The 19,894-nt window shown below is 50.3% G+C and carries 18 protein-coding genes, 1 other RNA gene and 2 pseudogenes; 15 read left to right on the top strand and 6 right to left on the bottom strand.

Features of this window, described 5'->3' with window-relative positions; all coding sequences use genetic code 11:
• The first annotated feature begins 285 nt into the window (after window positions 1–285).
• From GC56T2_RS15065 to GC56T2_RS15050, 4 genes are all read left to right on the top strand, one after another.
• Window positions 286–846 (top strand): MFS transporter, encoded by a 561-nt coding sequence (locus GC56T2_RS15065; RefSeq protein ID WP_255516108.1) that lies wholly within the window; start codon window positions 286–288, stop codon window positions 844–846.
• 91 nt (window positions 847–937) lie between these two features.
• Entirely contained in the window at window positions 938–2,071 is a 1,134-nt protein-coding gene (locus GC56T2_RS15060) for an IS4-like element IS5377 family transposase (protein WP_015375695.1), read from the top strand.
• A gap of 9 nt (window positions 2,072–2,080) precedes the next feature.
• Window positions 2,081–2,740, top strand: a complete 660-nt coding sequence (locus tag GC56T2_RS15055; RefSeq protein WP_255516107.1) for an MFS transporter — start codon at window positions 2,081–2,083, stop codon at window positions 2,738–2,740.
• Window positions 2,741–2,903: 163 nt separating this feature from the next.
• Window positions 2,904–4,403, top strand: coding sequence for a carboxylesterase/lipase family protein (locus tag GC56T2_RS15050; protein WP_144976293.1), 1,500 nt, complete (start codon window positions 2,904–2,906; stop codon window positions 4,401–4,403).
• A gap of 32 nt (window positions 4,404–4,435) precedes the next feature.
• Here the strand turns inward: GC56T2_RS15050 and GC56T2_RS15045 are convergent, their stop codons facing one another.
• On the bottom strand, window positions 4,436–4,651 hold the full coding sequence (locus GC56T2_RS15045; protein WP_031407171.1) for a hypothetical protein: 216 nt from the start codon (window positions 4,649–4,651) through the stop codon (window positions 4,436–4,438).
• Window positions 4,652–5,225: 574 nt separating this feature from the next.
• Here GC56T2_RS15045 and secG point away from each other — a divergent pair.
• From secG to GC56T2_RS14990, 8 genes and pseudogenes are all read left to right on the top strand, one after another.
• On the top strand, window positions 5,226–5,456 hold the full coding sequence (secG, locus tag GC56T2_RS15035; protein ID WP_033844580.1) for a preprotein translocase subunit SecG: 231 nt from the start codon (window positions 5,226–5,228) through the stop codon (window positions 5,454–5,456).
• 78 nt (window positions 5,457–5,534) lie between these two features.
• Window positions 5,535–6,278 (top strand): alpha/beta hydrolase, encoded by a 744-nt coding sequence (locus tag GC56T2_RS15030; protein WP_108209725.1) that lies wholly within the window; start codon window positions 5,535–5,537, stop codon window positions 6,276–6,278.
• A 23-nt stretch (window positions 6,279–6,301) separates the two neighbouring features.
• Window positions 6,302–8,569 (top strand): ribonuclease R, encoded by a 2,268-nt coding sequence (gene rnr / locus GC56T2_RS15025; RefSeq protein ID WP_144976291.1) that lies wholly within the window; start codon window positions 6,302–6,304, stop codon window positions 8,567–8,569.
• A gap of 81 nt (window positions 8,570–8,650) precedes the next feature.
• Window positions 8,651–9,118 carry an SsrA-binding protein SmpB gene (smpB, locus tag GC56T2_RS15020; protein ID WP_033844578.1) on the top strand — a complete coding sequence of 156 codons (468 nt, stop codon included), beginning with the start codon at window positions 8,651–8,653 and terminating at the stop codon, window positions 9,116–9,118.
• A gap of 222 nt (window positions 9,119–9,340) precedes the next feature.
• Window positions 9,341–9,692: a transfer-messenger RNA gene (gene ssrA, locus GC56T2_RS15015) on the top strand.
• Between the two features lie 583 nt (window positions 9,693–10,275).
• A pseudogene (locus GC56T2_RS15005) lies at window positions 10,276–10,692 on the top strand (transposase family protein); the annotation flags it as partial.
• A gap of 101 nt (window positions 10,693–10,793) precedes the next feature.
• The gene (locus tag GC56T2_RS15000) at window positions 10,794–12,452 is read left to right on the top strand and encodes an IS1634 family transposase (RefSeq protein WP_144972777.1); all 1,659 of its coding nucleotides are present in this window, start codon (window positions 10,794–10,796) and stop codon (window positions 12,450–12,452) included.
• A 130-nt stretch (window positions 12,453–12,582) separates the two neighbouring features.
• Window positions 12,583–13,047, top strand: a pseudogene (locus GC56T2_RS14990) (IS982 family transposase); the annotation flags it as partial.
• Between the two features lie 7 nt (window positions 13,048–13,054).
• Here GC56T2_RS14990 and GC56T2_RS14985 read toward each other — a convergent pair.
• Together GC56T2_RS14985 and GC56T2_RS14980 are read right to left on the bottom strand one after the other, a co-directional pair.
• Entirely contained in the window at window positions 13,055–13,882 is an 828-nt protein-coding gene (locus GC56T2_RS14985; RefSeq protein ID WP_483299728.1) for an RHS repeat-associated core domain-containing protein, read from the bottom strand.
• 531 nt (window positions 13,883–14,413) lie between these two features.
• The gene (locus GC56T2_RS14980; RefSeq protein ID WP_144974183.1) at window positions 14,414–15,850 is read right to left on the bottom strand and encodes a DDE-type integrase/transposase/recombinase; all 1,437 of its coding nucleotides are present in this window, start codon (window positions 15,848–15,850) and stop codon (window positions 14,414–14,416) included.
• A gap of 169 nt (window positions 15,851–16,019) precedes the next feature.
• On the opposite strand from GC56T2_RS14980, the gene GC56T2_RS18215 reads away from it, so the two are divergent.
• Window positions 16,020–16,364 (top strand): hypothetical protein, encoded by a 345-nt coding sequence (locus GC56T2_RS18215; RefSeq protein ID WP_255516105.1) that lies wholly within the window; start codon window positions 16,020–16,022, stop codon window positions 16,362–16,364.
• Window positions 16,365–16,498: 134 nt separating this feature from the next.
• On the opposite strand, the gene GC56T2_RS14970 is transcribed toward GC56T2_RS18215, so the two are convergent.
• The 3 genes from GC56T2_RS14970 to GC56T2_RS14960 form a co-directional block, all read right to left on the bottom strand.
• Complete coding sequence (locus GC56T2_RS14970; protein ID WP_144976286.1) at window positions 16,499–16,948, bottom strand: staygreen family protein; 450 nt, start codon at window positions 16,946–16,948, stop codon at window positions 16,499–16,501.
• A 119-nt stretch (window positions 16,949–17,067) separates the two neighbouring features.
• Window positions 17,068–17,493 carry a DUF6114 domain-containing protein gene (locus GC56T2_RS14965; protein WP_144976284.1) on the bottom strand — a complete coding sequence of 142 codons (426 nt, stop codon included), beginning with the start codon at window positions 17,491–17,493 and terminating at the stop codon, window positions 17,068–17,070.
• A gap of 15 nt (window positions 17,494–17,508) precedes the next feature.
• Window positions 17,509–18,099, bottom strand: coding sequence for a DUF6230 family protein (locus GC56T2_RS14960; RefSeq protein WP_144976282.1), 591 nt, complete (start codon window positions 18,097–18,099; stop codon window positions 17,509–17,511).
• Window positions 18,100–18,300: 201 nt separating this feature from the next.
• Between GC56T2_RS14960 and GC56T2_RS14955 the strand changes: the two genes are divergently transcribed.
• A complete protein-coding gene (locus tag GC56T2_RS14955) occupies window positions 18,301–19,476 on the top strand; it encodes a helix-turn-helix domain-containing protein (RefSeq protein WP_144976280.1) in 1,176 nt (391 codons plus the stop codon).
• Window positions 19,477–19,624: 148 nt separating this feature from the next.
• Window positions 19,625–19,861 carry a hypothetical protein gene (locus GC56T2_RS14950; RefSeq protein WP_255516104.1) on the top strand — a complete coding sequence of 79 codons (237 nt, stop codon included), beginning with the start codon at window positions 19,625–19,627 and terminating at the stop codon, window positions 19,859–19,861.
• The last annotated feature ends 33 nt before the right edge of the window (window positions 19,862–19,894 follow it).

The following is a 19,894-nucleotide window of genomic DNA, read 5'->3' as shown; positions in this document are numbered from 1 at the left end:
TATTTTACTCAAGGGGCTGGGTTCATGTCTCCTTTTTTGTTTAGTTGTCAATTTATGTTAGCGAATTTGCTCATCTACAGTTTAGAATAGAATTGGATGAACCGTTTGAGCAGTTTAGAAGCCGCGGAAAAAGTCGTGTATTTAACCATTCAAGATTTTAATGAGAAATGGGCAGGGCGAACGTTGCGAGGATTTGCCGAAGCATAGGAAGCGCTTCAACGAATTTTTGTTCTGTTTCACAAGTGCATGACATGCCTAGTCTCAATCTTTTTAAGGGGGATCATTTTGAACGCTACAAAATTTTGCATAGCAACGTTTCTTTCCAACTTGGGGGACGTCATATACAGTGTTGTTATAGCTTGGTATATTGCTGACGTTTTACAATCAGGTTTTTTGATGGGAGCAGTTTTATTTTCCTTAGGTTTGTCGAGATTTATTGCTGGGCTTCTTTGCGGACCGGTTATTGATCGAATAGGGGCAAAGTTGTTTCTGTGGTTGTCAGACATAATAAGGGCAATCATTGTGTCAGTTTTGGCTATTCTGTTATGGGATCATACTGTCTCTTTTGTCATTCTCATAATGGTCTCCGTTTTGTTTGGAGCGATTGATGCTTTTTATTGGTCAGCCTCAGAATCAATAAAGCCAAGATTAGTCGCTACTGAATATTTAAGTCGTCTCAATAGTCAATACTTCACTGTTGTAAGAACAACGATCATTTTGGGTCCTTTAATCGCCGCTTGGATGGTTGAATCAATCTCAATCGAACGTTCCTTGATCGCCATGTCTATCTTATATGTATTTTCAACTTTTTTCATTTTGTTTATTGATTGTAAACAGGCGTGTTGATTATCCAATAAAATCCAAAGGGTATAGAAAAAAGAGCACCTTTCCTGTAGAATGTGAGTAGCGACACAAACAAACCCAGGAGGTGCTCTCTATGAACAAGCATACCACACTCCCGAATTTGATGCAAAAACTTGTTTCGGATGAAGAGATTCAACTGATTGCCGAAGCGGTTGGGTATCGTGATTCGTCTCGAACCTTTACGTTGCGCGAGTTGATTCACTTCTTCCTGCTGGCCGCCATGCATCAATGGAAAAGCTTTCGCCACGGAGCCGATGTGGGGCCTCTGTATGGATTGCCGCGATTCCATTATTCAACTGTATCCAAGAAAGCGAAAGAAGTTCCCTATGACATCATGAAACGCTTGTTGGCGTTGATCATTTCCAAGTGCAACCGCCAAACCCGCCGTTCGCTTCGGTTTCCCAAACCGCTTCGGGTGGTGGATTCGACGACCGTCACGGTCGGGAAAAACCGCCTGCCATGGGCGCCGTATCACGGCGAACGCGCCGGAGTGAAGCTGCACGTCGCGTATTCGCCGGAATCCTCGTTGCCGGCAGACGTGGTGGAAACCATCGGACTGCGTCATGATGGCCCGGTGGGAGAACAGTTGACGAACGCTCAACAAGTGCTGGTGGAAGACCGGGCGTATTTCAAAATCGAACGCCTCGATCGATTTGTGGAGCAGCATCAGCTCTTTGTCATTCGGATGAAGGACAACATCGAACTTCATCAGAAAAAAAGCTTGAAACGCCTTTCCAGCACATCCTCATCGGTTCAAGCCGACTTCACGTGCCAGTTGGGGACGAAACAATGCCGCTCCACCAAGCGTCACCGGGTGGTGATCTTTCGAGATGCGAATGGCCGCGACATTCGGGTCGTGACGAACCTCTTCCATGCGTCTGCGGAAACCATTGCCGACATGTACCAACAACGTTGGACTGTTGAGGTCTTTTTCCGTTGGGTGAAGCAATATCTGAATGTCCCGACCTTGTTTGGCACGACGGAAAATGCGGTATACAACCAACTGTTTGCGGCGTTCATCGCGTATGTGTTGCTGCGATGGCTGTATGATCAAACCAAAAAACAGACGAACGTCTCTCTTTCCTTCATTTCGTTCGTTCGCCGTTTTTTCTCTGGGCAGCTTCCTCTCGATTGGAAATCCGGGATGGCCGCTGCTTTGTTTGAGTATGCCCAAATTTATGGAAGGCGTATGTATAATTTTGGATAATCAACACTCGTGGATTGTAAAAATAGTCATCTTGAAAATATGAACGACAATAATGACAACACTTCTTACTTTTCGGATTTACGACTCGGTTTTAGTTTTTTGAATAGACAAAAAATGATTTTTTATTTGGTGATAACTATGTTTTTTGTAAATATTGGAGCAAACGGGGTTAATGTATTGTTCCCTTTTTTAGCTAAAAATGTTAGTGATGATGCTAAGTATTTAGGATATATATATTCATCGATGTCAATGGGAAGTTTGTTAACTGGTTTAATCTTTTCAGTTAAAAGCATTCAGAAGGTTGAATTGAAGGTTATATATTTCTCTTTTCTTTTACAAGCTGCTGGTATTGCCGCACTATGTTTCACCCAACACTTTTTGATTACTCTAATTTTCGTTTTCGTAATTGGCTTAATGACTGGTTTTATAGGAGTCCTTATACCTACTTTTGTTCAACGTTCTGTGCCTATTCATTTATTAGGAAGAGTGAATAGTATTATGATGGCAATTTCAATGCTATCAACGCCAGTAGCCCAGTTTATTTTTGGGGTCAGTGTTGATTATTTCAATATAAAATATCTTTTCTTCATTGCAGGTGCTTTGGGGATCGTTACTAGTTTATGTTCGTTATTAATTAATGAGAGAAAAGTGCGCCAAGAGAAACTGTAATGGTGCTGACCGTTTCGGCCGCGGGGATCTTTGCTTTTCGGCATGGGGCCTCTCTTTTTTAAGCGGCATGAGCCCCTCTCCTGCGGGCGCAAAACGATGGACGTGGGAGGGGTGGTGGTTTATAATATTTCTTGAATCATTTGAATATTCAGGAGGTAGGGGGATGGAGCGAACCGTTGTTGAAACAAGGTACGGCCGGTTGCGCGGGGAAATGAATGAAGGCGTTTTCGTTTGGAAAGGAATTCCGTACGCGAAAGCGCCGGTCGGTGAGCGCCGGTTTTTGCCGCCGGAGCCGCCTGAGGCATGGGATGGGGTGCGGGAGGCGACATCGTTCGGGCCGGTTGTCATGCAGCCGTCGGATCCGATTTTCAGCGGATTGCTCGGGAGGATGAGCGAGCCGCCGAGCGAGGATGGGCTGTACCTGAACATTTGGTCGCCCGCGGCCGATGGGAAGAAGCGCCCGGTGTTGTTTTGGATTCACGGCGGCGCCTTTTTGTTGGGTTCGGGCTCGTCGCCGTGGTATGATGGCGCGGCGTTTGCGAAACACGGTGATGTCGTTGTCGTGACGATCAACTACCGGATGAACGTGTTCGGCTTTTTGCATCTCGGTGATGCGTTTGGCGAAGCGTACGCCCAAGCGGGCAATCTCGGCATTTTAGATCAAGTGGCGGCATTGCGCTGGGTGAAGGAGAACATTGCGGCGTTTGGCGGCGATCCGGACAACATCACGATTTTCGGTGAATCGGCCGGAGCGGCGAGCGTTGGCGTGCTGTTGTCGCTTCCGGAGGCCCGCGGACTGTTTCGGCGCGCCATTTTGCAAAGCGGGTCGGGTTCGCTTCTTCTTCGCTCATCGGAGACGGCGATGGCCATGACCGAGCGCATTCTCGAGCGCGCCGGCGTCCGTCTAGGCGACCGTGATCGGCTGTTGTCGATTCCAGCCAATGAACTGTTGCAGGCGGCGATGTCGCTTGGCCCAGGAATCACGTACGGCCCGGTGATTGACGGACATGTGCTGCGCCGCCATCCGATCGAAGCGCTCCGCGATGGGGCGGCAAGTGACATTCCAATCCTGATTGGCGTGACGAAAGACGAGTACCATTTGTTTACGTTGACCGATCCGTCTTGGACAAAGCTTGGCGAAACCGAACTGCTTGATCGGATCAACCGTGAAGTCGGGCCGATTCCGGATGCGGCAATCCGCTATTACAAGGAAACGGCGGATGTGTCAGCGCCTGCGTGGCAAACGTGGCTGCGCATCATGACGTACCGCGTTTTTGTCGAGGGGATGCTGCGGACGGCGGATGCCCAGGCGGCGCAGGGGGCCGAGGTGTACATGTATCGGTTTGATTATGAAACGCCGGTGTTCGGCGGACAGCTGAAAGCATGCCATGCGCTTGAGCTGCCGTTTGTGTTTCACAACTTCCATCAGCCCGGCGTTGCCAATTTTGTCGGCGGCCGGCCGGAGCGCGAGGCGATCGCCAACGAAATGCATTACGCTTGGCTTTCGTTCGCCCGCACCGGCGACCCAAACGGCGCGCATTTGCCAGAGAAGTGGCCGGTCTATACGAACGAGCGCAAACCGGCGTTTGTCTTTTCGGCTGCGAGCCATGTTGAAGACGATCCGTTTGGCCGCGAGCGGGAAGCGTGGATGACGCGCGCATAAGGAAAAAGGAACGGCCAACCGCCGTTCCTTTGTTATTCGTTTGCTCCCGGTGAAGGAAGCCCGAACTGTTCCGCCAGCGCCGGGTCGCGGTCGATCGCCTCAAGCAGCTTCCGCATGACGTTGACGTCAAACGTAAAGTTCGCCCCGATCGGCGAGGTGACGAAAATTTTCCCTTCCTTCGCCTCCCGCGCCCGTTTGAATTGGTAGCCGTCAATCGCGATGACGACTCGTTCGTCTGGTCTTGCCATTGGAATCCCTCCCGTCGTTGCCGATTTGTTTTCATTGTAACGTATTTCGGCTGCGGACGACAATGATCATACCGCGCCCAAGGCATGGAGGGTCAAGCAGATGGAGGATCTATGCAAAGGGAGAGGCGGGGAGTTTTTTGCCGCCCGTCCTTCGATTCGGCTGTCTAGTAGGCTGGTGAAAAACCGCTGTCACACACCAATCGGAGGCATTTTCATTCAGAAAAGAAAGCTGATTCTACATGGTTTCTCTAATTGAGAAATGGGTGGAATCGGTAGTATTTTGCACTAAATCACCGGCCTCCTAGAAAAGACAGGAAACGCAGTCTTTCCTTCAACACCGTTCCATTCTCCCGTTGCCTCCAGGCCGATCAAGTCAGATACGTTGCGATTTTTGCCAGTCATTCGTCAATGATTTCATCGATTTCCTCCATTTGAACATCTTCCGGATTGTATTTTTTTGTAAAAAAGCGAATCTATTCCTTTCAACGTGTGGAGACAGGTGAGGCAGTTGCCGCCAACAGCGATGTATGGTATAGTAAAACTATTGCAACGTAGGTCGTTGGAGGTGTCAGGCATGCATGCCTTGCTTGTGACGCTGCTTGTCATTGTGTCGGTTGCGCTGATCGTTGTCGTGCTGCTGCAATCGGGCCGCAGCGCTGGGCTGTCGGGAGCGATCACCGGCGGTGCCGAGCAATTGTTCGGGAAGCAAAAAGCGCGCGGACTCGATGCGGTGTTTCAGCGCGTGACGATCGTATTGGCCGTGTTGTTTTTTGTGCTGTCGTTTGTCATTGCCTATCTTGAATGAGCATAAGCGAAAAGCGGGGGCGGTCCTGACACGAAAACGGGCTGCCTTTTCTATTTCATCCAGAGAGGAAGGAGAACGATGATGAAACTAGTTCCGCCCAAACCGTTTTTCTTTGAGGCTGGGGAGCGCGCTGTGTTGCTTTTGCATGGGTTCACCGGCAACTCCGCTGACGTTCGGATGCTTGGGCGATTCTTGGAGTCGAAAGGCTACACGTGTCACGCGCCGATTTACAAAGGGCACGGCGTGCCGCCGGAAGAGCTTGTCCATACCGGTCCGGATGATTGGTGGCAAGACGTCATGAACGGCTATCAGTTTTTGAAAAACAAAGGCTATGAAAAAATCGCCGTCGCCGGATTGTCGCTTGGAGGCGTATTTTCGTTAAAATTAGGTTACACTGTACCTATAGAAGGCATTGTGACGATGTGCGCGCCGATGTACATCAAAAGCGAAGAAACGATGTATGAAGGTGTGCTCGAGTATGCGCGCGAGTATAAAAAGCGCGAAGGAAAATCGCCCGAACAAATTGAAGCGGAAATGGAGCGTTTCAAGGAAACGCCGATGAGCACATTGAAAGCGTTGCAGGCATTGATTGCCGAGGTGCGCGACCATTTGGACTTGGTTTACGCACCGACGTTCGTCGTTCAGGCGCGCCATGATGAAATGATCAACCCCGACAGCGCCAATATTATTTATAACGAAATCGGAGCGCCAATCAAGCAAATCAAATGGTATGAGCAATCCGGCCATGTCATCACGTTGGATCAGGAAAAAGAACAGCTGCATGACGATATTTATGCCTTTTTGGAGTCGTTAGCTTGGTAGCGTTGGAAAGGAGGGAAAGGCCGATGGATCAGGCATTGGCTGAACGAATTTTGGCGTTTATGCGCGATGAAGCGTACAAGCCGCTCACTGTTGAGGAGCTTGAAGAAGCCTTTGGCATCGGGGATGCGGATGGATTTAAGGAACTGGTTAAAACGCTTGTCGCCATGGAAGAGGAAGGCCTTGTCGTCCGGACGCGCAGCAACCGCTACGGCGTGCCTGAGCGGATGAATCTCGTGCGCGGCAAAGTGACGGGCCATCCGAAGGGGTTTGCCTTCGTCACCCCAGAAGAGCCGGGAATGGATGATATTTTCATCCCGCCGTCCGAATTGAAAAACGCCATGCACGGCGACACGGTGCTTGTTCGCGTTCAGGCCGACTCATCCGGAGCGCGCCGCGAAGGGACGATCGTCCGCATTTTGGAGCGCGGGGTGAAAGAAGTCGTCGGTACATACACGGAAAGCAAATATTTCGGTTTTGTCATCCCCGACGACAAACGGATCGTCAATGACATTTTCATCCCGAAAAACGCGGCGAACGGAGCGGTCGAAGGGCATAAAGTCGTCGTCCGCCTCACCTCGTATCCGGAAGGGCGAATGAGCGCCGAAGGGGAAGTCGTCCAAATTCTCGGCCATAAAAACGACCCGGGCGTCGATATTTTATCGGTCATCTATAAGCACGGTTTGCCGCTGCAGTTTCCAGATGACGTCATCGAGCACGCCAACCGTGTTCCGGACGTCATTACGGAAAAAGATTTGGAGGGGCGCCGTGACTTGCGCGGCGAGATGATCGTGACGATCGACGGGGAAGACGCGAAAGACTTGGACGATGCGGTGACGGTGACAAAACTTGAGAATGGCAACTACAAACTTGGTGTCCATATCGCTGATGTCAGCTACTATGTTGAGGAAGGGTCGCCGATCGACCGCGAAGCGTATGAGCGCGGCACGAGCGTCTATTTAGTCGACCGCGTCATTCCGATGATTCCGCACCGGCTGTCGAACGGCATTTGCTCGCTCAACCCGAAAGTCGATCGGTTGACGCTGTCGTGTGAAATGGAAATCACCCCGCAAGGCGAAGTCGTCCGCCATGACATTTTCCAAAGCGTCATCCGCACCGTCGAGCGGATGACGTATTCCGACGTCAATAAAATTTTGGTCGATAAAGACGAGGCGTTGCGTGAAACATACGCGCCGCTCGTGCCGATGTTTGAGCTGATGGCCGAACTCGCCGACATTTTGCGGACGAAACGGATGAAGCGGGGGGCCATCGATTTCGATTTTAAAGAGGCGAAAGTGCTCGTTGATGAAAACGGCAAACCGTACGATGTCGTCTTGCGCGAGCGGTCGGTCGCTGAGCGGTTGATTGAAGAGTTCATGCTCGCGGCGAACGAGACGGTCGCTGAGCATTTCCATTGGCTGAACGTGCCGTTTATGTACCGCGTTCACGAAGACCCGAAACCGGAAAAACTGCAGCGCTTTTTGGAGTTCATCACGAACTTCGGCTATGTCGTGAAAGGAACGGGCAACCATATCCATCCGCGCGCCCTCCAGCAAATTCTCGAGGCGGTGCGCGGCGAACCGGAAGAGATGGTCATTTCGACCGTCATGCTTCGGTCGATGAAGCAGGCGCGCTATGACGCGGAAAGCCTCGGCCATTATGGGCTGTCGACCGAGTTTTACACCCATTTTACGTCGCCGATCCGCCGCTATCCGGATTTGATCGTTCACCGGCTGATCCGGACGTATCTCATCAACGGCGAGATGGATGCTGACACCCAGCAAAAATGGGCGGAAAAGCTGCCCGATATCGCCGAACACGCGTCCAACATGGAGCGGCGCGCCGTCGAGGCCGAGCGGGAAACCGATGATTTGAAGAAAACGGAGTTTATGGAAGACAAAATCGGGATGGAGTTTGACGGCATCATCAGCTCGGTGACGAACTTCGGCTTGTTCGTCGAGCTCCCGAACACGATCGAAGGATTGGTGCACGTCAGTTATTTAACGGACGATTATTACCGCTACGACGAGCGCAGCTATGCGATGATCGGCGAGCGGACCGGGAAAATGTACCGCATCGGCGATGAAATCACCGTCCGCGTCATCAACGTCAACAAAGATGAACGGATCGTCGACTTTGAAGTCGTCGGCATGAAAGGACGCCGCCCGTCGAAAGCGAAAGCCGCTCCGGTCGTCATCGAAGGGAAAAAACAAAAGAAAAAGGCGGAGCCGAAAGCGCAAAGCGGCCCAAACCGCAGCGCGAAAGCGAAAAAGAAGAAAAAGAAAAAACGGTGAGGAAAAGCCGAACAGGCGGCTTTTCCTTCTTTTTCGTTTTTGATAAAATAAGAAACGCTACGATGAGGAGGGAGAAAACGGATGCCCAAAGGCGAAGGAAAAGTAATCGCCCAAAACAAAAAAGCGTACCATGATTATTTCATCGAAGAGACGTATGAAGCCGGCCTTGTGCTGCAAGGAACGGAAATTAAATCGATCCGCAACGGCCGGGTGAATTTGAAAGATTCGTTCGCCAAAGTGGAAAAAGGGGAAGTGTTTCTCCATAACATGCATATCAGCCCGTACGAACAAGGCAACCGCTACAACCATGATCCGCTGCGGACGAGAAAGCTCTTGCTCAACCGCCGCGAAATCAACAAGCTGATCGGCTACACAAAAGAGCAAGGTTATACGCTCGTGCCGCTGAAATTGTACATCAAAAACGGCTTCGCCAAAGTGGAGCTTGGCGTCGCCAAAGGGAAGAAAAAGTTCGACAAACGCGAAGACATGAAACGGAAAGAAGCGCAGCGCGAAATTGAACGCGCCTTCCGCGAGCGGCAAAAGCTGTAGGGAGCAAGCGGCGTGTGAAAAAGTCAAAACCGACGGTTCTCAAGTGGGGAGGCCTTGAAACATCGGCTCTTCTTTCTTGGCGAATTCCATTCTTTTGAAAAAATCATTGGTTTTCACCGACATTGAAAACATTCCCATTGAAAATGCGCAAAACCATGGTATAATAAAAAGTGCAACAGCCAGTTATCCATGGCTTAAGCTGTTCCGATCTCTTCGCACCGCGGGGACGATCCGGATTCGACAGGGGTAGGTCGAGCTTAAGCGGCGAGCCGAGGGGGACGTCCTCGTAAAAACGTCACCTAAAGATAACTGGCAAACAAAACTACGCTTTAGCTGCTTAATTGCTGCAGCTAGCTCCTCCCGCCATCGCCCGCGTGGCGTTCGAGGGGCTCATATGAAGCGGGCTACGCCCAAATCCGCCGCCTGAGGATGAGGGAAGAGACGAACCAGGCTAGCCGCCGGGAGGCCTGTCGGTAGGCGGAACGGACGGCGAAGCGAAATATACCGACTACGCTCGTAGATGCTTAAGTGGCGATGCCTCTGGACGTGGGTTCGACTCCCACCGTCTCCATTTCCAACATGTTGCTGTTTCGGATGAAAAATGGTGAACCGCTTGATGCGACCGTGTTTGCGGTCGTTTTTGCTTTTTCAAGAATGCGAAAGAAGCCAGCGAATGGGCGAAAATTTTGCGAGGATTTTGCACCGTGTTTTTTGCCTTGCATTGTATACAAGTTCGACAGTGACCAAGTAAACAAAATGCCTCTCATCCCTTGATGCCAAAGGGATGAGGGGCATTTGGGCATCCTTCCGGCGTGTATCTAGGCGCGAGGATGGATGCCTACAATCTTCGGAGGCGGCCTCAACTCTAGCGCCGCCAAGAGCTGCACTTGTCTATTCTAACCAAGGAATCGAGTCCATGTCGCCTTTTTGGTTTGGCTGTAAATTTATGTTAGCTAATTTGCTCACCTACAGATACCTATTAATCCCCCCGTAACAAATAAATTACCGAATTTTTTCCAATTAAATTTATTTATCCACGCACTCCGATTAAATTTACCCGTGGTGCTAGATAAAATCGAGTAAGCATAAAAATAGCCCTTGCCTGCGGATCTCCTGTAGAATGAAAGTGCGACCAAACATTCGAAAGGAGAATCCCCATGCAAGAGCACTTTCATTTTACAACAGACAAAGCGAAAATTCAAAAACAATATGCAGCCATTTTCTTTTTTGTTTCTGCCCAGCTGTCACACATTCAATGCTATCTTCAACGCCGCAATCGTCATTTGGCGAAACAAGAAGACGCAGTGATCATTGCCATTCATCTGTTAGGAAAGTTGCTTGGCTTCTCTTCCGAACGTGCATGGCATCGCTTTGTTACTGGGAACTTGTTCACGGATGGACGTTTTCTCGAACGTTCTCGATACAATCGCCGTTGCCGAGCGCTGCGCTTTGCGATCAAATGGATTCGTCATGAACTGGCGAAACGTGGGCAACACCATGCCTATGCGGTCGTAGATAGCATACCAATCGAGTTGTGTCATGCCGCAAGAATGTACCGTGTCAAACGATTTCAAGCTCACATTTCGCACCCTCTCGACGAAAATCGGGAGGATTTTTTCGTTCCGATGTCGAATGAATCCTTGACACACAAGGAAAGTGAAGGAGTTTTTCTCTCATGAACGTTCAAGTCAAAAAGGTCTATCGTAATGATTATTTGAATATAATAAGTGCCCTATTCAAGAAACTGGGCCTGCCCCAATTGATTGACCATCTCGTTCCCGTTGATCCACAGTGCCAGACTCGAGTCAGCGATGCCGTTCAGGCCATCATCTACAATATGTTTGACGGCCGGCAAGCCCTCGTTCACGTGGAACGATGGGCTCAGGAGATCGATCTAGAGAAACTCATCCGTCCCGGTCTCCATCCTTCCTGGTTGAACGACGATGCCTTGGCTCGTCATCTCGACCGCTTGTATGAGGCCGATATTCACAAGGTGATCAGCACTTGCTTGATTCACATTTATCGCAAAGAAGGCCTTTCCCTCCGAGCCTTTCACGCCGATACGACGGACAAGACCGTTTACGGCGCGTATGAATCGGCCTCGTTAGAGGCCTTACAAATCACACATGGCTATAACCGCCATCATCGTTGGCAAAAACAGATCGGTTTCGGACTGGTCGGCAACGAGGACGGCATCCCGTTTTACGGCGATGTGCACGACGGCAACCTGCCTGACAAAACGTGGAATCCGGAGGTGCTGTCCCGTGTCCACGAACAGCTCAAACAAGCCAAGATGGAAGACGAATGGATTTACGTGGCCGATTCCGCCGCGATGACAAAAGACACTCTGGCGCAAACCAAAGCGGCCAACGCCTTTTTGATCACCCGAGGCCCTTCGTCGCTTCGGATCGTGAAACGGGCATTAGCGGAGGCCGATTCGCCTCACATCCCGTGGAGCGAACCCTTTACGCTGGCGGAGAGAAACGGCGCCACGTACCGGGTATGGGAAACATCCTCCACCTATGAAGGCCACCCCGTTCGGCTGATCGTCGTCGAATCGAGTGCGCTCGACCAGCGAAAAGGAAAGACGCTCGAAAAAGAACGAACCAAAGAAGCGGAGCTTCTTCGCGAGGAACAAGCCCATTGGGAGCGCCACCCTTTCTCGTGCCGGGAAGACGCTGAACAAGCCTTGGCGTCCCTCAAGATGTCCCTTCGCCCACGGTTTCATCAGGTCAAGGCCGCGGTCGAAGAGATCGTACGCCCGAAAAAACGGCGCGGACGGCCGAAAAAAGGGGTGGAACCCGAGATGGAGACGCGGTATCTCTTGCGCCTTGACGTCGAATTCGACCAAAACGCGTGGGAACAGGCAAGACGGAAAGCGTCCCGGTTTGTCCTCGTCACGACCGTTCCGGAGGAATGGAAGGGCCAACAAATGGATGCCCAAGAGATCTTGAAGCTATATAAAGGGCAGATCTCGGTGGAAATGAACTTCGCTTTTTTGAAAGATCCGTTTTTCACGGATGAGATTTACGTCAAAAAACCAGAACGGGTCGCAGTATTAGGCTATTTGTTTCTGTTGGCCTTGGCGATTTACCGCGTTTTTCAGCGCCGAGTGCGTCAGTTTATTACTCCAGAACACCCGTTGAAGGGTCCTGGAGGCCGCAAGCTGACCCGGCCGACGGGACAGGCGATTTTTCAGCTGTTTCAATATGTGAACGTCGTCCTCCTGGAGCTGCCGGATGGGCGCATCCAACGCTCACTGGATCGCTCCCTCACCCCTGAACAACGAAGGATTCTGCAGGGGTTGGGGCTGGATGAGAGCATTTACGTGTAACGTCATACGGAACGACCAGCGATGGTAAAAAAAGGATAGCCATCGCTCGTTGTGTTGGTCAAAAAGTTATTCTGAAAAACTAAATAAAAAATCCTTTGTTTTGACCTTGTTAGGGTGCGAAATGTGAGTTCAAGGCATCGCTGACATTGGATTTTGTGCATCGAAAAAGCAGTGGTACTATGGGTTTAAGTTTCATCTTCAAGTGACAGATCAAGGGCTACCTATGGGATACGTGGTAACCGAGGCGTCCTGTCACGATCGAACTGCAGCTGAAACCGTCATGACTCAAATTCCTCACCCCTATAACTTGGGTGACAAAGGATTCATCAGTAGTGAATTGCAAAAAAAGTTGTATGAGGCGTACCAAATCGCTTTTTGGACTCCATCTCGCAAAAACCAGAAACACCGCCCATCTGAGTCATGGGAGACATGGCTCAAACAAAAACGGAAAGTCATTGAAACGGTATTCTCCGTCCTTGTTGACCAATATCGTATGACAGACATTCGTGCGAATTCGATTGCGGGATTTGAAGTAGCACTCGATGGCATCTTGTTGGTGTATTCGCTTGTAACACTCGGGCTAGTTGAGCGCTAGCGCTCAACTAGCACCACGGGTTAAATTTATATTTTTTATAAAAGTCCCAAACCATTTGCCAAGTTGCATTTGCGCCCCCGCTTAGAAATGACAATACGATCCATGCATAGTTTCCATTTGGATCCACATACATTACCGGGTTATTTTTCGTATACGCATACTGATTCAAACTTTGCGGCTCGTTTTCAACCCCATGGAACGTATCTCTTGTCAAGAATCGCCCCATATTCGCCTCATAATACCGCGCCATTAGGTAGTATAGTCCGGTTTCCTCATCGTAATAATACCCGGCATAACGGTATGGGTTCGCTGTTGCCAGCGCACCGGTTTTGGACAGAATGTTACCCCATGCGTCATACTCGTATTGGGCGACGACATTTCCGCTTGCATCCGTCAATGCAACGACATCTCCATGACCGTTCAAATGATAGTAGTAAGTGGCTCCGGCTTTCGTCATCGTGACCGGGCGGCCCAATGCGTCCCACGTATATTCCGCTGTGATGTTGTTGTTGGCGTCTGTTTCATACAACAGACGAATCGAGTCGCCATCGTAGTGATAGTAAGTCGTACCGCTTGATGTTGTTTTGCTGATGCGTCTTCCTTGATGGTCATACGTATAGGTTGCGATCGTAGTGCCCGATGCGTTTTTTACTTGAATGAGACGGTTTTCGTCATCATACACAAACGTTTTGTTGCCGTTGTTCGTTAAATTCCCGTTCACGTCATATGTGTATGCCTGTCCGTTAACGGCTGTTAGTTGGTCGGCGGCGTCATACGTGTACGTAGTCGTTGTAGTTGTTCCATTGTTGACGATTTTCTTCGTCCGGTTGCCAATCGAATAAGCAAAGGATATCGTTTAATTTAATCTGGATGTCAATAAGATTATAGCAATGCAATACAAAGACACGTAATGATCCAAATAATGTAAATAGCCAATCGTTTAAGATGACTATAAAACCCGCCCGCACTCTCATTCGTTTGCTATTGCCAAAAGTTCATCCATCACGATTTTTCCCTGTAACGGCTGGAAAAAAGCTTGTCACCTCTGTTTTTCGGCCATCATGAAATAACTACATACCCAACAGCCAAAATATTGTGATGGGTAGCGTCAAAAGTTCTATGAAAACTCCACACAGACCATCCCATTGAGCATCGTGGGGCATGCAGAGAGCCGGATTCGCCCTTGACCAACACCCGCCAAAGGTGGGAAAGAGTCGTCAAGGGCGACGGGGACAAAAAAGAAGGCAATAGGAAAGCCGCCCTTGCTTTTACCGAATTTTACCTTTGGCGGTGTTCGGTTGGTCAAGGGTTCGCTTCGCCGAATCCGGCAGGAGTTCTGTTCAACGGGCTCTGGAGGACAAAAAAGTTAGGCTGCCTCGTTTTGAAGGAAGTCCTGAGCCATGGTGATGAGCTTCGTCCACCGGGCTGGCATATGCGGCAGCTCGGCGAGCTCCGGGATGACGACCGGTACCCGGCCTTCGAGCGCGCTATGCGGGCGCAGAAAGTTGAAATACGCCACAAACAGCGTCACAAAGGACACCGAGCCTTCCTCGGCGCCAAACCCATGGGTCGGGCGGTAGTTGCCTTTAAAGGTCCGGTTGAATCGCTCGATGATCTGCTTGAGAGGGCGAAACTCTTCCGAGACCGGATCTTCGTTGGTCAGGCCGATCACCTGGCGGACGTCAAACGAAATCCCGTGCTGGGCAAAGAAGTGTTGCGCCAACCGGTAAATCGGGTTGCCATCCACGACGAACGACAAGTCGTCTGGAAGGGACGGCAGCTTCCTGAGGACATCATTGATCGCCTTGATGGCCGAGAGCGTGTCCCGGTTGGGCGAGACGCGATAGGACAGCACGATCTTTTTCACGGCGTCGAACATAAAGAATAGGTAATGCCAACGGCCCTTCACACGAATATATGTCTCGTCCCCACAGAACGAACCGGACAGCTCATACGGGAATCGGTCGACAAAGGGCTTGATCCAAAGCGCGACGCTGTTGGCGTAGTTGAGCACCGTCTGATGAGAGATCGAGACGCCATGGATGTCCTTCAGGGCGGCGGCGGTTTCCCTCGAGGACATCCCAAAGTTGACGTAGTACGTCAACACGAGCCCCAACACGTGCGGCGACGCAGCCAGCCGGGACAAATCGACCTTCGGCTTGATGAGCGACGAGGAAGCCAACGGGAGAAAGTCAAACAAGAACTCCCGAAACAAATACCGCACCTTGAAGGCTTGAGGATTCTGTTGAAACTGTTGGCGCTCTTTCTTCGTCATCCGGCGAAGGTTGGCCTGGTAAAACGGGCAATCGTTGTTCTTGCACTTATAGACGTTGTATTCCTTGCGTTCCTTGATTTTTTCCAACGTCTTTTTGCAGTGCGGACAACGAAAGACCGCTTGCTTGGTGAACCGATTTCGGTGGTTGAACCGGCATTGGCACACTTTGCATTGGTATTGCCCTTTTCCGCCGTTATTGGCGTACAGGTAAGAAGAGGGAGCCTGGCAGCGAGGGCAGGTCAACGAATCCGGAACACGGTGTTTCGCCTTCGCGCGGCGCTGGATGGGCCGTAAAGGACGTCTGTGCTGGGCTTCATAGTCTGCCAACAGCTTCCGGTAATCAAGGGTTTCCGGCACATCGATGATCGGAAGGTCATCGACCTGAAGTTTCCGGTACGGCTTTTGGATGGGTTCGTCCCAGTCCTCGAGATGCAAGGATTTTCCCAATATCACACCCATCAAATACACAATGATTTGATATTGGGTCTTGATGATTTCGAGCAAATAGGCTAATAATTGAGGTAACAAGCTTGTCACTCCTTTGTTTTGGCTGTTGGGTGTCGTTACCTCAATGATGGCCGAAAACAATGGGGGTGGCAAGCTTTTTTTCTTCCAACCGTTGAAACTCAAGGGAAAACCGTGAGTGTGGAGGATAAACTTTTGACAATACCTTGTGATGAACAAGGGGGAAGAAATGATGAGAATATCTAATTTTCTTAAAAGATATCATTTGCACGGGAGTTTAATTACGAAGGTGGAATATGATTCGACCACCAAAAGAGTATCTCTTAAAACGGAGTTATGCAAATGGCAACCATTTGATTATGACGAAACGAAAGATCCGGAAATGATTGAAGGATTCATTGTTTTTGAAGATGTAACATATTTTGAAACAGATTGCGTTAAAGACTTTGATGCTGATGAAATATTGGAAGTGGTGCTTATTTCCGCCACTCCATCGCTTGAAAAAGTAAAAATAGTCACCGACGGGGTGAACATTATCATGATCGAGGCGGGGAGTGTAGAGTGGCACTCACTTTGAGCGCCATGCTTAAAGGTAATTCTTGCAATGCGCGCAATACCGTTGGTCCGATAGTTTACGTTTTGAGAAACAGAGAGAGGTTTGTCGGCTGTCCAAAAACGCGGCGATGCATAGCCCCGTCACCGAAGCGGTTGTCAGCGATACAAATACGGGGTGCCGTAGTATTCCGTCCGGTTGAGCTCCGGGTATTCGGAAGTGAAATGAATGAAAATTGGGCACCAATCACAAAACGGGTACGTGTGAAAAAAAGCGCGGTCGCCGTAGCGAATAGCTTCGAGTGCCAACGGCAATTCTTTCTTGAATACGTTCGCTCGGCGCGCATTTTCTTGCCGGCCCATTTGCTGGTTGCCAACGAATACATAGAGAAACAATACTAGCTGTTGCCCGGCTTGTTTCCATTCACCGAGCACTTCATCGCGTTGAGAAGTGAGCTGATCAGTGACAAATGCGCGGGAGACAGTGAGGAATAAGGCGCCAGTCGTGTCCGAGTGGGTTAAGGTGTACAGACGGCCGTTCACCGGTGACAGCTGGGTGATTCCAGCGGTCTGGGTGACGTGCAGTCGCTCGGGAGAAAGGTGTTTCATGGCGGTCCTCCTTCTTTCTGTGGAAAGTGGTCGATCTCATTCATGTATATGTGCCTTTATTGGCGGCGATGACAAAACAAAACCGAACGGGACGGTCGATCCGCGTTCGGTTTTGCTTTTCATGAGGTGGCGGTGGTCGCTTCTTTGTCCGCAGCGGCTTCATGATGGGCCAGCGGGGCGGCAGGATCGGCCCATTGCGGCCGCCAGGCGATGCAAAGCGCCCCGCCGATGATGCCGAGAATCGTGCCGATGAGAAAGCCGCCTAACGCGCCCATGATCGATAAAATCGCGCTGAACATGCCGATGATGCCGATCAAGGTGGACAATCGCGGCATGGCGTAGGCCAAAACGCCCATCAACCAAACCATGCCGCCGAGGAAAAAACCGGCAAAGACCATGCTGCCAGGGACAAGGGAAATTTCATAAAGCTGCGCTGGAACCCATAAAATCACAAGGCTTGACAGCAAGAGAAACGTTGCCCCCCAAAACGGCCGCCGTTTTTGCCATTGACGAAACCTACGCCAGGCAGAACGAATCGCATTCACGGCTTCTCATCCTTTTTAATTGAGTTTTTCAAAGTACACTTTCATCCCCGGAAGAGTGACTTTTTGCTGGAACAAATAAACCGTTTTGATGTCACCGTTTTCGATCGTAATGCTGTTCGCTCCTTGTGTGAACTCTTTGGCCGCTTTTTCAACAGGATTGTTCGTATCGCCGACGTAGTTTTCTTTCATTGTCAAGTTGCCGAAGGAAATGTTGCCGTTAATTTGTGTTGCTTTTTGTACAAGCCCGTCAATCGACACAGGTTCGCTGGCAACAATGATGACGCGAATGCCAAGTGCCGGAAAGTCTTTCGAAATCCGCAAGCCTTGAATGGTTGCTTTTTCCATCTCATTGACGAAGACGGGTGTCTGCGGCGCATTGCCGGCTTCTGCCACTCCACCGTACATTTTGAAACCGCTACCATTAAGTTTGTTAAATTGAACAGTAAATTCGCCAACCCCGCTGATGGGCACGGCATAGGCGACGCCCGTCAATCCAAAGATGGACAGTAGAGCGCCGAGAAACAGAAACCCTCCAAGCAGTGCGGCGAGCAGCGGCTTTTTCGCCGTGCGCCCCCCAATGATGACCGGTTTTGTTGCCATTTCCATGCTTTCTCCTCCCCCTTTTGAATGCTTTATTAAATCTGTTTAAATTTTATGATAATTCACCGTTCCATTAAAACCCTATATTTGTCGGATTTTTTCATGCTTTTAGACAAGCATGACGGGCAAAAGAAGGAATTGACCGCTCGAATGAAAAAGTAGATGATCAAAGCAACCGATTACTGACGGGGATTCGGGGGGATGGGGATGTCGAAGGAATTAAACGATCATTTGCTTCGTTTGCTACAGGAAGCGGCCGACATCTTGCATAGGTATGAGGGGGAATTGAACCGGGAATGGGAGCGGATCGGGAAAGCGCTTGGCAAGCGGAATGCGCGGGTGCAAGAGGTGTTTTCCGCGCTTTGCGAATTCGTTCAAGCAAGACTGCTCCCGTACGGGGGCGAGCATCCAACGGATGAGTATCTCGAACGCATCGGAGCGTTTCATCCGGAGATGATCATCTTTTCTTTGAATGTAATGGAAAATACGGTTCATCAAGTGTTGAAGGCACATGCGCCAAGGGCCTCCGCCTTGCACCCGGCCGTGCGGTATTTGTTTTTCAAATGGAATGAATGGCTGTTGTATGAAGTGAATGAACAATCATTCAAAATGAGTCGCGGTTTTGCTTGGAAAACAGAATCATTGTGGAAAGATGCAGTCATTTTGTTCAATGAATGGATTTTGCGGGCGCAGACGCTAATGGAATCGGCTAGGCATATTTGTTTTGGTTTTTCCTATTTTCTTCCTTTCAACCGCTGCGCGCTGTTTCAATTTGTCAATCAGGAGAGCACAGCCATCGGGCTGTCCGGACATGGGGTGGACCATGAGCACATTCAGCGGTTGCGCGTCGAATTGGACAACATTCCGATGTTGAAAGAAAGCGTCGGAAAATTGAAAGCGGAAGTGCATGAATTTCGCCATTTTCGCCCCATTTACGTGCCGAGGGCAGCCGAACAGTTTCCCAACGTCTATGTCGAGTCATTCGAGTTGGCTTCGTTGGTGATCGTTCCGGTGTATGTGCCGACAGAGGGGCGAATGATTGGGGGCGTCGTTCTCGATCGCGGGCCAGGCCGTTTCTTTGAGGTCGACCGCCGCTTGTTTCCCGCGCTGATGAAATTTGGCCAAAGCGCGGGGGAGTTGTTGCTGAAATGGATCGAGGCGCCGAAAAAAGAATGGGAAGCAATGACGGAATCTCTGTCGCCAAGAGAAATGGAGATTTTGAAGCTGCTTGCGGACGGAGCCTCGACGGCCGAAGCCGCTGATCAGCTTTATTTGAGCGAATTTACAGTGCGGGATTACATTTCGAGCGCCTTGAGGAAACTCAACGCGAAAAATCGGACGGAAGCGGTGGCGAAGGCGCTGCGTCTCGGGCTGATCGGATGACGAGCGGGATCGATGGACCCGCTTCATCTGATTTCACAAGATTTTCACCGATTGCTCACCGGTTGGACATTCTTTTGTTCTATACTCCTTGCTGAAAAACAAAGCGGGAGGGAACGCCCTAGAACAAGCAGCGAAAGTGGCGCAAGATGTGCCGTGGGCGACGGAGCAACTGCCGGTGCCTTCTGTTCACGGGCGCAACACGACCTCGTTGTCGCTCGATGACGTGTATGTGATCGCGGAGGAGAAAAAGGTGAAAAAGCCGTTTACGATTTCGCTGCCGGAAGGCCCAAAAGGGGTGTTTACGGTGGCGACGTCGAAAACAAAGCCGTGGGATAACGCCACCTTGCACATGCGGCGAAGGAAGATTTTGGCCTTCGCCGCTTGATTTTGTTGTCATGTTTGGGCGCCGGCGTCATAC

The sequence above is a fragment of the Geobacillus sp. C56-T2 genome (assembly GCF_007829715.1).
Classification (GTDB): Bacteria; Bacillota; Bacilli; order Bacillales; family Anoxybacillaceae; genus Geobacillus; species Geobacillus icigianus.
Note: the sequence above shows the minus strand (reverse complement) of the source record. Positions and strands in the feature narration are given on the sequence as shown.